Origin of the sequence: Sporosarcina sp. E16_8, assembly GCF_017347095.1 — a bacterium.
In the GTDB taxonomy this organism is placed as follows: Bacteria; Bacillota; Bacilli; order Bacillales_A; family Planococcaceae; genus Sporosarcina.
The window spans coordinates 25439-38584 of the sequence record NZ_JADPRZ010000012.1; the positions used below are offsets into that span (position 1 = coordinate 25439).

The 13146-nt window shown below is 40.5% G+C and carries 15 protein-coding genes and 1 riboswitch; of the genes, 11 read left to right on the forward strand and 4 right to left on the reverse strand.

The window, feature by feature from the left end; translation table 11 throughout:
• Positions 1–41 precede the first annotated feature (41 nt).
• The 4 genes from I2484_RS10190 (at position 42) to I2484_RS10205 (ending at position 2729) form a co-directional block, all read left to right on the forward strand.
• Complete coding sequence (locus I2484_RS10190) at positions 42–692, forward strand: SIMPL domain-containing protein (protein WP_207150915.1); 651 nt, start codon at positions 42–44, stop codon at positions 690–692.
• 92 nt (positions 693–784) lie between these two features.
• Complete coding sequence (locus I2484_RS10195; protein ID WP_207150916.1) at positions 785–1150, forward strand: hypothetical protein; 366 nt, start codon at positions 785–787, stop codon at positions 1148–1150.
• 29 nt (positions 1151–1179) lie between these two features.
• Positions 1180–1935 (forward strand): NUDIX hydrolase, encoded by a 756-nt coding sequence (locus tag I2484_RS10200; RefSeq protein WP_207150917.1) that lies wholly within the window; start codon positions 1180–1182, stop codon positions 1933–1935.
• Positions 1932–2729: a PP2C family serine/threonine-protein phosphatase gene (locus I2484_RS10205; protein WP_207150918.1), complete on the forward strand. Its 798-nt coding sequence runs from the start codon at positions 1932–1934 to the stop codon at positions 2727–2729. Before I2484_RS10200 ends, I2484_RS10205 begins: the two co-directional genes overlap by 4 nt.
• Before the next feature lie 85 nt (positions 2730–2814).
• Here the strand turns inward: I2484_RS10205 and I2484_RS10210 are convergent, their stop codons facing one another.
• Positions 2815–2994 (reverse strand): hypothetical protein, encoded by a 180-nt coding sequence (locus I2484_RS10210; protein ID WP_207150919.1) that lies wholly within the window; start codon positions 2992–2994, stop codon positions 2815–2817.
• Positions 2995–3177: 183 nt separating this feature from the next.
• A riboswitch (SAM riboswitch) is annotated at positions 3178–3285 on the forward strand.
• A gap of 102 nt (positions 3286–3387) precedes the next feature.
• On the opposite strand from I2484_RS10210, the gene metA reads away from it, so the two are divergent.
• The 3 genes from metA to I2484_RS10225 all read left to right on the forward strand — a co-directional run bounded on the left by metA (position 3388) and on the right by I2484_RS10225 (position 5554).
• Positions 3388–4296 carry a homoserine O-acetyltransferase MetA gene (metA, locus tag I2484_RS10215; RefSeq protein ID WP_207150920.1) on the forward strand — a complete coding sequence of 303 codons (909 nt, stop codon included), beginning with the start codon at positions 3388–3390 and terminating at the stop codon, positions 4294–4296.
• Positions 4297–4357: 61 nt separating this feature from the next.
• Positions 4358–5116 carry a hypothetical protein gene (locus I2484_RS10220; RefSeq protein WP_207150921.1) on the forward strand — a complete coding sequence of 253 codons (759 nt, stop codon included), beginning with the start codon at positions 4358–4360 and terminating at the stop codon, positions 5114–5116.
• Positions 5117–5296: 180 nt separating this feature from the next.
• Complete coding sequence (locus I2484_RS10225; RefSeq protein ID WP_207150922.1) at positions 5297–5554, forward strand: PepSY domain-containing protein; 258 nt, start codon at positions 5297–5299, stop codon at positions 5552–5554.
• A gap of 112 nt (positions 5555–5666) precedes the next feature.
• Here the strand turns inward: I2484_RS10225 and I2484_RS10230 are convergent, their stop codons facing one another.
• A complete protein-coding gene (locus tag I2484_RS10230; protein ID WP_218627977.1) occupies positions 5667–5933 on the reverse strand; it encodes a phosphocarrier protein HPr in 267 nt (88 codons plus the stop codon).
• A gap of 133 nt (positions 5934–6066) precedes the next feature.
• On the opposite strand from I2484_RS10230, the gene I2484_RS10235 reads away from it, so the two are divergent.
• The 4 genes from I2484_RS10235 to I2484_RS10250 all read left to right on the forward strand — a co-directional run bounded on the left by I2484_RS10235 (position 6067) and on the right by I2484_RS10250 (position 10506).
• Entirely contained in the window at positions 6067–6819 is a 753-nt protein-coding gene (locus I2484_RS10235) for a DeoR/GlpR family DNA-binding transcription regulator (RefSeq protein ID WP_207150923.1), read from the forward strand.
• On the forward strand, positions 6816–7769 hold the full coding sequence (gene pfkB, locus I2484_RS10240; RefSeq protein ID WP_207150924.1) for a 1-phosphofructokinase: 954 nt from the start codon (positions 6816–6818) through the stop codon (positions 7767–7769). Before I2484_RS10235 ends, pfkB begins: the two co-directional genes overlap by 4 nt.
• On the forward strand, positions 7744–9657 hold the full coding sequence (locus tag I2484_RS10245; RefSeq protein ID WP_207150963.1) for a PTS fructose transporter subunit IIABC: 1914 nt from the start codon (positions 7744–7746) through the stop codon (positions 9655–9657). The genes pfkB and I2484_RS10245 overlap by 26 nt, the downstream gene beginning before the upstream one ends.
• A gap of 138 nt (positions 9658–9795) precedes the next feature.
• A complete protein-coding gene (locus tag I2484_RS10250; protein ID WP_481886398.1) occupies positions 9796–10506 on the forward strand; it encodes a YetF domain-containing protein in 711 nt (236 codons plus the stop codon).
• A 60-nt stretch (positions 10507–10566) separates the two neighbouring features.
• Here I2484_RS10250 and I2484_RS10255 read toward each other — a convergent pair whose 3' ends face one another.
• Positions 10567–11760 carry an NAD(P)-dependent malic enzyme gene (locus I2484_RS10255; RefSeq protein ID WP_207150925.1) on the reverse strand — a complete coding sequence of 398 codons (1194 nt, stop codon included), beginning with the start codon at positions 11758–11760 and terminating at the stop codon, positions 10567–10569.
• A 630-nt stretch (positions 11761–12390) separates the two neighbouring features.
• A complete protein-coding gene (locus I2484_RS10260; RefSeq protein WP_207150926.1) occupies positions 12391–13050 on the reverse strand; it encodes an HAD family hydrolase in 660 nt (219 codons plus the stop codon).
• Positions 13051–13146 lie beyond the last annotated feature (96 nt).

Below are 13146 nucleotides of genomic sequence, written 5' to 3' on the forward strand. Positions count from 1 at the left end.
ATCTAAGATAGCATAATGATGCTCAGGAAAGGTGGAGACATATGTATTATCCTCATGCCCAACAAATAGCCTGCCGGCACCCACGGGTTATGACTGTTACAGGAATCGGGAGTCTTAAAATAACACCGGATATCGCTCAAATCCAGTTGGAAGTCAGTACTGAAAACAAACAACTGAACCATGCACAAAAGGAAAATGCTTATGAGATGAGTCAGGTTATTGATTCGTTATTGAAATTAGGAATCGACAGAGAGAATATACAAACGGTTTCTTACACTATAGTTCCCCAATACAACTATATCGAAGGCGAACAAATATTTAGAGGATACGAAGTTACAAATGCGATTACAGTAAAAATCACAGATATTGATCAAGTTGGAAATGTAATAGACGTGGCTGTCCAAAACGGCGCAAACAGGGTATCAAATATTCAGTTCAAAGTTGAAAATGAACAATTGGAATACCAAAAAGCATTGAGCCTAGCACTTAAAAATGCATTAGCCAAAGCGCAAACAATTGCTGGGACAATGCAGCTACAACTTGACCCCCATCCAATTAAAATTGTTGAGGAATTAAGAGCGGAACCCATCGCATATCGAACATTTGCGGCGAAAGAAATGACTGGCTCCACACCGATTGAACAAGGGCAGATTACGACTAGCGCTACGGTTAGAGTGCAATTTCAGTATTGAAAGAGCAGCGTAAAGTAGATGGATACTATTTTACGCTAAAAAAAACGAAAACTCACTGAATCACGACTAAAATTTAAGGGAGTGGGAAAGACATGGGAACTAAAAAATCTTCTGGTTACCTTTCACCTATTGCGCGGATATTTGACAAGTTTTCACGGCAACAAGACGTATCGTTGATTTATGGTGAGCCGATTAGTTTTGAAAACAAAAAAGTCCTTCCGGTAGCAAAGATTAATTATATTGTTGGCGGGGGAGGCGGATACTCTGGTGAAACAGGAGAATCTTTAATTGCCCAAGGAGAAGGGGGCGGAGGGCATATCTCCGTCAGACCTCTAGGTGTCTATGAGATTGATGCGGAAAAAGTGAAGTTCAGACCAATCATTGATGTCAAATTCACTTTAGCACTAGTTGCTGTTTTTACACTAGGTCTAGTTTGGTTATTGAAAAGGGCTCGCTGAAAATTAATTTGTATTGGGGGAATAATCGAATGCTATATCGCAGAAAAACGTACACGATTGAATCAGCGATGTACGAAACGTTTACCCACTTTTTCCATACCTATTTGCTTCCGAATCAGCTGTCGTATGGAGCGCAGCTGATTGGACGATGGGTCAATGAAGAACAGACGGAGATCATGACGATGTGGTCATACGATAATAGGGCTCATTATGAAACAGTGGATGCTAGCATCCGGGCATCGGAAATGCATGCTGAAGCGCAAAATTTTCGAAAATCATTAGCTCCATTATTTATTTCATCAAATGAAGAATTTTTCACTTCGACGGGGGATTATGGACAATCTAGACAAATCGTTGTTGTAAATGGCTACATTGTCAATGAGGAAGGACACGTATTACTTGTACGGAACAATCACCGAAATGATACATATGAAATGCCGGGTGGGCGGCCTGAGCTTGGTGAAACCTTGAAAGAGGCGGTTAAACGGGAAGTGCTAGAAGAAACAGGTATCCACGCTGAAATCGGTGATATGACAGGCCTTTATCAAGATATCACGTCAGGTGTCATCTGTATGGTTTTTCGTGGGAGAGCGATGTCAGGTGTACCAGCTGCACAACCTCCTGAAACGATAGACGTACAATTTGTTGACTTTGATAAAGAGCAAGTAGGAGACTGGATAAAACGCCTGCAATTTGCATCTAGTGTGAATGATGCTCGAAATAGCAATACGATTGCTTATGAATGTTATGAAGTGAAACCGTATCGATTGGTCGAGCGTTTATGAATAATCACTCTTGGGTTGGAAGTGAAAAGGACTTCGTCGATGAACGGGATGTTAGGTGGATTAATCGTGTGGTGGTTGGTTGTTTTGGAGGTAATTCTTCAGCGGGACAAACCAAGAATGAAGATGGCTGCGTTATTTGGCAAAAGGAAGATTGGGAATTTGCGGCTATTTTGGACGCACATAATAGTGCCGAAAGTGCGGAGCTTGTCATTGACACACTCAAACAGCATAAAGAAGATTTTGTAGGGATTTTAGAAATGAAGGGTCATCCGAATTTTAAGTGTTTGGAAGTGAAATTACTTGAAATTTTTCAATCGGAGCAAATTCTGAATAAATGCAGGCGTGTCAAGGGAGAAACGGCTTGTCTTATCGTTGTCAGGAAAGCAAATTATGTATGGTGGTTTTCCGTCGGAGATTGCTTAGTATACGCCTTACATCCCGATCTGATTGCCCTGAACCAATTTCAACTTAACCAAAGGCAATTCTTCGAGTGGATTGGCCAAGTGAATACGTTTGAGCAAGCAGTACCATGCTACACGTCAGGGACGAGGGAATTGAGAAAAGGGACCAACCTTATCTTTTTGACGACTGATGGTTTAGTGGAATGCCCAGGGGCACCTTTTTCGGACCTGTCAAATCTTGTTGCTACACTGAGTGAAAAAAAGCTTGATGAAGGTATTTCACAGTTATTGATGGAAATCGAAAGACGGAACGTTAGGGACAGTACAACAATTATCGCGTGGAATGTAGAAGTAGATAAGGAAGGCAGCATCCCGATCGATTATATCGGATGAAAGGTGAAAACAACTAATACCCCGCACCAGCATGATACTAGTGCGGGGCTTTTGTTCTTTTAGTTAGTGTTCATGACAAAGGTAATCATTTTCTCTTCTTATCATTTGCGTTCATTCGTTCGCGTTTTGGTTGCAGGGAACGGAGTTCAGCAAACTCGCGGGCCATTTCTTCTTTCATGTCAGCCGGTTTTATTTTTTGGTTTTTCGGCGTCTGTGGTAATGACCGTGCGTTATTTCCGCCAGTTTTGTTGTCATCTCTTCCCATTGTAACAACTCCTTTCAGTTTTTCAGTTCCTTGTTAATATGGCTTTCTAAAGAGATATTATTCAGCAATTTTTATGTTGAATTAACGTGGAAATTAAAATGAATATGTTTATTTCGATGATTGTCATCAAAAAAGACGGTTTACAATAGTGGTTTTAATAGTATAATAGTAAATAATTGAATATTCTTATCAAGAGAAGCTGAGGGATATGGCCCTATGAAGCTTCAGCAACCTCTGACATTGTCAGGAAGGTGCTACCTCCAACAAGATTTTTTTCTTGAGAGATAAGAACAGAGAGCCCAAAATAAACCCTCTTTTCTTGTCTTATAGAAAAATGGGTTTTTTATGTTGATTAATAAGATTCAAGCCAAAGTGAAAAGGGAGAGACCACAAATGCCAATCAACGTGCCGAAACAATTGCCAGCAGGAGAACTATTGAAGAAGGAAAAAATATTCGTGATGGATGAAGAACGCGCAACATCCCAAGATATTCGTCCTATGAACATCGCCATTTTAAATTTAATGCCTGAAAAAGAAAGAACCGAGTTGCAACTTCTACGATTATTAGGAAATACACCGCTACAAGTAAATGTTACATTTTTGAACACAGCCACACATGATTCGAAAAACGTCAGTAAAACGCATTTAAATGCATTTTATACGACATTTGAACAAGTGAAACATCGTCGTTTCGACGGATTGATCATTACGGGTGCCCCAATTGAGCATTTGGAGTTTGAAGACGTTAATTACTGGAGAGAAATAACAGCTATTATGGAGTGGTCAAAAGAAAATGTGACTTCTGTATTACATATTTGTTGGGGTGCCCAAGCGGCACTCTATCACCATTATGGAATCGGGAAATTTGAATTGCCGAAAAAGTGCTCAGGTGTTTTTACGCATCGACTTTCCGACCCAACGATTAATCTTGCACGTGGCTTTAATGATGAATTTAAAGCGCCACATTCACGTTATACATCCGTTTCAACAGAGGAGATAGAAAATGATCCCCGTCTACACTTGCTTGCAAAATCAGAGGACGCAGGGGCATTCATCATTATCTCTAATGACAATAAACATATTATGATCACAGGTCATTTAGAATACGATGCGGATACGCTGGCAGAAGAATATGCACGTGATTTACAAAAAGGAGTTGCCATTGATATCCCGGAAAATTATTTTCCAAATGATGACCCAAGCAAAGAACCGTTGAATACATGGCGCTCGCATACCCACCTGCTCTTCTCGAACTGGCTTAATTATTATGTGTATCAAGAAACACCTTATGAATGGGAATAACTACTCAATGACCCTTTTGTCGCGAATTGCATAAGCTAATACGACGAGGGGGTTTAAAGCGATGGGGTTGTTTATTAACAAAAATGGGCACCCGAATGTTTTTAATAATAATGCAGACATTTTAGGGAGGAATCAAGAACACTATAAGATAGATCCGTTAGCGGAATGGATGAAGGAACAGAGTGAAGCGACTCATTTAGTTGGCGATCAGTTCAATATCATGGAAACATTACTAAAGAAACAGAAGAATTCACAATCCAATCAATTGAAATCAATCCATAATCGTTTGAATGAAATTAAGGAAAATGATATTAGGCATGAAGCGTTTGGGAACGATGTTATGGAATCGTTAAAAATAGTAGAACTTAAAAATGAAATGTTACAACGTACGTTGATACATGAGCGAATAATGAATCGGGAATTCTTCGGAAAAGTGAATGAGGTCAGTCAGTCAAATGAAGAAATGGTCACTCGTATGGAAACGATGAATACTGCAAATGAGGAAATCATGGTAAAAATGAATGAACAATTAGATTATCAAAAGCTATTGTCCAAGCAAATATTGAAACAAAATGATGTGCAAAAAGAAGTGATTAGTAGATTGGACAACCAAGAAGGATTGCTTGGTAAAGTGATAAGACAGTTGTTTTATCTACGCTCTGCCTTATTCAAACGAACTAACTTTTTAACGGGAAAAATAGAAGGTAGCTACAGCATGACGTCTTCATATATATCCAAAATATTGACTAAATCGGATCAAGTTTCGCCGCGTTTTATATTGAGTCAAAAGCAGGAAGAACAAGAGGAAAACGTTGATTGAAAGGTATGGCTATCAAATGATGAAAAATATGAACGCAAATAAGTAGGCCTCAAGTATAAATCATGTACTGAGGACCTGCTTAGTTGTTTTTTCAGTTATAGGTTTAGGTGTTCAGCACATATTCGCCCACCTTGAATAGAATATTAAGGATACCGCGATAATTGAATTGGAGGAGAATGGGTGACGAATCAGAATCGACAAAATCAACATCAACATTGGCATGAACATTATCAGAACCCACAATACCGGAGGATTACAATAGAACAGGCGATGGCCATTGCACTAGAACGAGTTCCAGGCCAGGTTGTGAAAGCAGAATTGGATTATGACGATGGAATGTTAGTATATGAAATTGACATTAGAACGGCGGATGGTTATAAGTATGAAGTGAAAATTGATGCGAATACAGGTGCAATACTGAGAGTGAAATTAGATTAAGAAAACAATATGCGAAAAGCCACGGATGGTAACTGATACCTTTCGTGGCTTTTCATTTTCTGATGAAATTAATTTAGAGGTCTTTTGCAAATGTCAAAACTCGTGGTTGTTATTACTTTCCAAGGCCTTCAGATTCCATAATTGCATCGACTTTTGCTATTGGATCTGCTTCATCTTCACCATCCGCTGCAATTATAATAGTAGTGCCTGAAGCTACTCCAAGTGACATAACACCTAAAATAGATTTCAGGTTCACTTTTTTACCTACGTATTCCAGTGTGATATCCGATTTAAAAGAACTGACCGCACTAACGAGAGCGGATGTTGGACGAGCGTGTAAACCAGCAGTTCCTAAAATTGTATATTGTTTTTCTATCATTGAGTATTCCTCCTAATTGTTGGTGCTAATTTCTGTATTATGAATGTTATTGACTGGCTCTGAAAGAATATGATTGATTGTGTAAGAGATTTCGAGTATTATGAGTTTACAGCTAATTAGAGGTGGTGTTCATATGCTGACAAATGAACGATATGAATTGATTTTGAATTTATTGATCGAGAAAAAGACCGTTAAAATTCAAGAATTGGTTGATGCAACATCCGCATCAGAGTCGACAATTCGCAGAGATTTGAACGATCTTGAAGACCTTAACAAATTGGATCGTATACATGGAGGCGCTACTATAAGCGAGCGAATCACAAAAGAACTTAGTATTTCGGATAAATCCTCCAAAAACCTTCAAGAGAAGATTCAGCTTGCCAATTATGCCGCCTCTTTTGTCCAGGAAGGGGATTGCATTTTTCTTGATGCAGGAACTACCACAATACAGATGATTCCTTATTTAAAGGATAAAAAAGTGACCGTTGTGACGAACGGAGTGACACATGTTGATTTATTGATGGAACACGAAATAACGACTTATTTGACGGGGGGCTATATAAAATCCCGCACACGTGCACTTGTTGGACCTCAAACAATTCAAACGCTTGGCGATTATCAGTTTGACAAATGCTTTCTTGGCGTCAACGGTTTCCATCTGGAAATAGGATATTCAACGCCGGATCCGGAAGAAGCCGCTGTTAAAAGGCTTGCTGCCACACTCTCGAGAAAAACATATGTCGTGGCGGATCATTCGAAATATAACAAAGTAAGTTTTGCTGCAATTATGCCCCTCGATAAAGCCGTATTAATTGTTAGTGATTTCGAAAAACAAGCTATCAACTTATTGGAACAAAAGACGACAGTAAAGGTGGAGAAATCATGATTTACACGTGCACAATCACACCCTCGCTTGATTATACTTCCTATTTACCCGAATTCAGGAGCGGTAAACTGAACCGGTCTAAAGAAGTATATTACTATCCAGGTGGAAAAGGAATTAACGTGTCCCGTGTGTTACGACGATTAGAGGTTGACAATATCGCTTTAGGTTTTGTAGGTGGGTTCACAGGTGATTATATTCAACAGTTTCTTCATCAAGAAGGGGTTCATACGGACTTTATCCAAACGGAAGAAATTACGCGTATCAATGTGAAAATCAAAGCCGATGAAGAAACTGAGTTAAATGGACCTGGTCCCGATATAACAATAGGACAGCAACAGCAATTGATTGCGAAAGTGCAGAAAATGAAAAAAGGTGATTGGTTCGTTCTTGCGGGTCGTCTTCCTGAATCAATAGCGAAAAACTTTTTTAAGGATATCGCAACAATTTGTAATGACAATGGCGTCCGGTTCGTCCTAGATACATCGGGTCCTGCGTTAAAATACTTGATTGACATGAATCCATTTCTTATTAAACCTAACGCGCAAGAGCTTGGTGAATTGTTCGATACGGTAATCGAAAACAAACAGCAAGCGCAGCATTACGCAAGGAGGCTTGTTGGAAAAGGCGTCGAACATGTCATCGTTTCGATGGGGGGGGAAGGAGCACTGCTTGTTACGAAAGAGGTTGCTGTTTTTGCGGAAGCGCCAAAAGGGAAAGTTGTAAATACAGTGGGGGCTGGTGATTCACTTGTATCCGGGTTTCTAGCATCCTTCTCGCAAGAGGCGGATCCGGTCAAGGCATTCAAGCAAGGTGTCGCGAGTGGAAGTGCAACCGCATTTAAAGTGGATCTTTGTGGAAAAAAAGATGTACAAGCATTGCTGGATCAAGTGTTTATTAGTTCATTAGATAAAGGGGATGAATATGATGAAAATCACACAATTATTGACTGAAGCTACGATTATTTTGGACGTGAAAGCGACATCAAAACAGGATGTATTGACTGAACTGATCAATCAGTTCGACCTTGCAGGAAATTTGATTGATAAAGGGGCATTTACAAAAGATATTTTGGCCCGAGAAGAGCAAAGTACAACAGGAATCGGTGATGGAATTGCAATCCCACATGCTAAATCAGCTGCAGTGAAGGTTCCGGGAATCGCATTTGGGCGATCTTTACCAGGTATCGACTACGCATCGCTGGACGGACAGCCGGCTCATCTGTTTTTCATGATTGCGGCGAGTGAAGGAGCAAATAACGACCATTTGGAAGCGCTATCAAGGTTAGCTACTTTTTTGATGGATTCGAATTTCAGAGAGAAAGTTTTAAGTGCTTCGTCAAAATCTGAAATTTTGCAAGCGGTGAATGACAAGGAAATCGAGTTGGAAGGACCTGAAGAGGTTGATAAATCTAGAACAACCCTTTCACCTACAACGAAAATACTTGCCGTTACGGCATGCCCAACGGGGATTGCGCATACTTACATGGCGGCACAGAAATTGACTGATAAAGCAAAAGAAATGGGCATTTCACTTAAAGTGGAAACGAACGGTTCATCAGGTGTGAAAAACCGTTTAACGGACGCAGATATTGCTGAAGCGGATGCCATAATTGTTGCCGCGGATACTAAAGTAGAAATGGCCAGGTTTAATGGGAAGCCGGTCATACAGACTAAGGTCGGAAAAGCGATTTATGAAACGGAAGAATTGCTGAATCGTGCAATAATCAAAGATGCTCCAATTTATAAACATGAAAAGTCCAAAGATGATAGTGACACATCCGAAACCAAAAGTGGCTTTTATAAACACTTGATGAATGGTGTGTCTAACATGCTTCCGTTTGTTGTCGGTGGTGGAATTTTAATTGCGTTATCATTCTTCTGGGGTATTAATTCAAGTGATCCAAATAGTGCAGATTACAATGCATTCGCTGCAATGCTAAATACAATCGGCGGTGGAAATGCATTCTTCCTGATGGTCCCGGTGTTAGCGGGATTCATCGCTTCGAGTATTGCTGACCGCCCTGGATTTGCTCCTGGTATGGTCGGTGGGTTAATTGCCATTACGGTTACAGGTGTGGACGGTGTCAGTGGTGGTTCTGGATTCCTAGGCGGAATCATTGCCGGTTTCTTAGCAGGGTATGTAACTGTTCTCGTTAAAAAGGCGTTTGCGGCACTACCTGATGCGCTCGAGGGATTGAAGCCGGTGTTGTTCTACCCGGTGTTCAGCATTGCAATCACTGGACTAATCATGATGATGGTCAATCCTCCATTAACTAAATTATACACAGGTATGTCAGCATTTTTAGAAGGGCTTGGTGGGACAAACCAGGTGCTAGTCGGTATATTATTAGGTGCAATGATGGCAATTGATATGGGAGGTCCGATTAACAAAGCCGCCTACACATTCGGCATTGCAATGCTTGATGCACAAAACTTCGGGTTCATTGCGACGGTCATGGCAGCGGGAATGGTGCCCCCACTAGGCATGGCAATTGCAACGACATTGTTCAAAAAACGTTTTACAAAACAAGAGCGTGAAGCAGGGAAAACGGCCTACGTCCTTGGAGCTTGCTTTATAACGGAAGGTGTAATCCCGTTTGCTGCGGCAGACCCTGCGCGTGTCATCCCAGCATCCGTAGTTGGAGCTGCATTGGCTGGCGGACTTACGATGTTATTTGATATTGGTTTACGTGCACCACATGGCGGCGTTTTCGTTATGGGACTTGTCGATGGTGGAATTGGAAAAGTGTTGCTATATGCATTAGCGATAGTTGCTGGTGCTTTAGTTACAGCCCTACTCGCAGGAATATTGAAAAAGAACAAAATACAGGCAATTTAAAAATAGAGAGAGCTTTCCCAAAAGTCATTCATGGCTATTGGCGGAGCTCTCTTTTCTTTTATCAGTAATCACCTAGTCACTTAGATGTATAGGCACTGGGCAATAGTGGAATACTCCATGTAAAGCGGAGGTGTGAACTTGGAAGACTTTTTTGAAGTGGACTTTTGGGAAATGATTATGAGGGTGACGGTTACATTTATTGTTCTGCTTATACTTGCGCGATTTATGGGGAAAAAACAAATTTCCCAGCTGACGTTCTTCCATTATGTAACGGGTATCACGATAGGTTCTATAGCGGGGGAAATCGCGGGAGTATCCAAAACCCCACTTTTGGATGGACTCGTAGCAATGATATGGTGGGCATTCCTGACGATGCTTATGAGTTACATTGCATTTAAATCGAAAAAGGCTCGTATTATTCTTGATGATCAGCCTACTATCGTTGTATATGAAGGGAAAATAGTTGAAGATTCTTTGAAAAAGTTGCGTCTCCATTTAAATGATTTAAGTATGATGCTTCGCGAACAAAGTATTTTTTCAATCAAAGATGTTCATTATGCGATACTTGAAACAAACGGACAGTTAAGTGTCTTAAAAAAAGCAGGGCAAGAAGCTGCAACGAAAAAAGATGTAAATGCTCCTTCACCTGTGCCTAAATATATACCGACTGAAGTAATAGCAGAAGGTAAAATTACGGATAAAAATTTAACGGAGCTAAATTTGACGGAAGAATGGTTGTACGAACAATTGAAAAAGCAGGGTATTGGCAATGTCGGAAATGTATTTTATGCAGAAGTCCAAACAGATGGAAGTCTTCATGTAGATATGAAGTCCGAAGATGGAAAATAAGGAAAAGCGTCGGGAAAAGATAAAACTTTTCCTGACGCTTTTCAATTTGGTGTTCAATAATTAGCGAACGGCGCACATAAGAGAAGATACACCTGACTCAATCGCTGCTTTACTCACCGCCTGTGTGACGACTTTTACAACTCTTTCATCAAAAGGGTCAGGAACAATATAATCATCCCGTAACTCGGATTCATGAATCAATGATGCAATGGCGTAAGTTGCGGCCAGTTTCATGCTTTCATTTATTTCGGTTGCTCGGACATCCAGTGCCCCTCGGAAAATACCAGGAAACGCGAGCACATTATTCACTTGATTAGGATAATCGGATCTGCCGGTTGCAATGATGCGAACTCCATATGCTTTAGCCAAAGTGGGCGTGATCTCGGGGTCTGGGTTGGCCAAAGCAAAGACAATCGGGTCAGTGCTCATGCAGCCAATATGCTCCAACGTCAATATATTGGCAGCAGAAACACCAATGAATACGTCAGCATCCGTCATAGCAATTTGTAACGAGCCTGTTAAGACCTTGGGATTTGTAATTTCGGCGATTTCATCTTTAGTCGGATTCATACCATTCGGGCGGCCCTTGTAAATAATACCTTTTGAATCACAGATGACAATCTGCTCAAATCCAATATTCTTGAGATGTTTCACTATTGCAATCCCGGCAGCACCGGCCCCATTAACGACTATTTTAACAGATTCCTTATTTTTCTTAACGACTTTTAACGCATTTAATAATCCTGCGCCAACAACGATTGCAGTACCATGCTGATCATCATGAAACACAGGGATATCGCACTCTTCACGCAACCTTTTCTCAATTTCGAAGCAGCGCGGGGCAGAGATGTCTTCCAAATTGATGCCACCAAACGTCGGGCTGATGGCTTTGATTGTTTGCACGATGATATCAACATCTTTAGTGCCTAGACAGATTGGAAACGAGTCAATATTAGCATATCTTTTTAACAGCATCGCTTTCCCTTCCATTACAGGAAGTGCTGCTTCGGGTCCTATATCACCTAAGCCTAACACGGCAGTTCCATCAGTAATAACCGCCACAAGATTTCCCTTGATTGTATAGTCGTATACTGCATAGGGGTTTTTTGCGATTTCTAAACAAGGATCTGCTACTCCAGGAGAATAAGCTAGGCTAAGATCCACACGGTTTTCAAGTGGAACCTTTGATACAGTTTCCATTTTGCCTGTATGAATTCGATGCATTTCTAAAGAAGATTGATAACGACTCGTCATTAAACATACCTCATTCCACTTCGTATTTTTAACTGCTGTTATAAATTTTTACCATAAACGCGAGAATAACACAAGACAGAAAATTTAGTTCAATTAGAAAAATGAGAAAATGCAGCGCTTACATTAGCTTTGCTACAATGTTTATGATGAAAATATATTTTATGATAAAAATCAGTAGCGTGATCGAATTAATGGATTTATTAGATTTCAGTAAATTGGAGAACGGGGCGAAAAGAGGGTGAAAACATTTATACTAATCATCCATCCAGCTGTTCGGAAATTAAAAAAGGATTTGTTGTGTAAAAGTTTAACTTGAACATATTGAAGAAACGTACATCCATTAATACGGATGTACGTTTTTTTTTTAGAAAATAGGCGTCTTCCGCTTTTGATTACGTCCAGACTCCAACGCCTAGAGGCTCGGGTCATAAGTCGGTCCGGCTAGGAAGGATTGAACTGTATCCTTCCCGGTCAAAGAACGCCGCTTGGGCCTGTAGGATGCAGGTCATGCAGTGGGGAGGGATTGAATTGCATCCCTCCTTGTTGCGACACGACGTCGCGAACTTAGACTGCCTTCTTGTACCCGCCTAATGCCTGTCGCCTCTGAACATGCGCTTGCGCTTTTGATACTTAAATTATTTCCCATTCGCGTTCTTTAGCTATAGCTTTTAATCGTGGTTCAGGTCGAACGGCAATAGGGTTCCCGACTAGTTCCAGTACAGACAAGTCGGAAAAACTATCTCCGTAGGCAAAACTATTTTTCCAGTCGATATCTAACCCTTGTAGTACTTCTTGAATCTTTTCGTTTTTTCGTGGACCTTGTATATGATAAAGTGGCGTTCGATTATCAGTTTTTCCCTCTTTCATGGGGATTTCAGTACCGATAATTGTGTCGAACTGCAACTCCTTTGTGACGGATTGCAAAAGCGATGTGTATGCACCAGAAACAAGCATGATATGTACATTTTCAGTAGCGTGCTGTTTCAAACGCGCAATGACATCGGGATTAAAGCCTTCTCGTACCCGATCGGTTAATTCTCCGAAGTAGGCATCTAATTCTTTAATGGACATTAGTCCAAGTGCATTCAAGTAGATTTGCATGGAACGTTCTTTCATCTTGGCTTCCGGAACTAGTTTCAACTTGTGGCCGATATAAGGTGGAAGGATGGCCCGGTAAAAACGTTTATAATTTGTATGATGGACGGGGTGGTATCTTAAATGGCTCATTAGTAGTTGAAAAGTTTCATCTGAATACAGTGTTCCATCAAAATCGAATATCGCAACTCGCATAAAAATCCCCCTTTTTTTTGCTATTTGAAATTAATTCCTTGATTTTATCATACAGCGTTTGTAATGTAGAGGCAATTTGAGGATAATAAGAAGTGA

Excerpts from the sequence above, each read along its gene's own strand:
- I2484_RS10190 (WP_207150915.1), top strand. The coding sequence starts at position 42 with ATGTATTATCCTCATGCCCAACAAATAGCCTGCCGGCACCCACGGGTT.
- I2484_RS10210 (WP_207150919.1), bottom strand. The coding sequence starts at position 2,994 with ATGGGAAGAGATGACAACAAAACTGGCGGAAATAACGCACGGTCATTA.
- pfkB (WP_207150924.1), top strand. The coding sequence starts at position 6,816 with ATGATTTACACGTGCACAATCACACCCTCGCTTGATTATACTTCCTAT.
- I2484_RS10245 (WP_207150963.1), top strand. The coding sequence starts at position 7,744 with ATGAAAATCACACAATTATTGACTGAAGCTACGATTATTTTGGACGTG.
- I2484_RS10235 (WP_207150923.1), top strand. The coding sequence starts at position 6,067 with ATGCTGACAAATGAACGATATGAATTGATTTTGAATTTATTGATCGAG.
- I2484_RS10230 (WP_218627977.1), bottom strand. The coding sequence starts at position 5,933 with ATGATAGAAAAACAATATACAATTTTAGGAACTGCTGGTTTACACGCT.
- I2484_RS10205 (WP_207150918.1), top strand. The coding sequence starts at position 1,932 with ATGAATAATCACTCTTGGGTTGGAAGTGAAAAGGACTTCGTCGATGAA.
- metA (WP_207150920.1), top strand. The coding sequence starts at position 3,388 with ATGCCAATCAACGTGCCGAAACAATTGCCAGCAGGAGAACTATTGAAG.
- I2484_RS10195 (WP_207150916.1), top strand. The coding sequence starts at position 785 with ATGGGAACTAAAAAATCTTCTGGTTACCTTTCACCTATTGCGCGGATA.
- I2484_RS10220 (WP_207150921.1), top strand. The coding sequence starts at position 4,358 with ATGGGGTTGTTTATTAACAAAAATGGGCACCCGAATGTTTTTAATAAT.
- I2484_RS10260 (WP_207150926.1), bottom strand. The coding sequence starts at position 13,050 with ATGCGAGTTGCGATATTCGATTTTGATGGAACACTGTATTCAGATGAA.
- I2484_RS10200 (WP_207150917.1), top strand. The coding sequence starts at position 1,180 with ATGCTATATCGCAGAAAAACGTACACGATTGAATCAGCGATGTACGAA.
- I2484_RS10255 (WP_207150925.1), bottom strand. The coding sequence starts at position 11,760 with ATGACGAGTCGTTATCAATCTTCTTTAGAAATGCATCGAATTCATACA.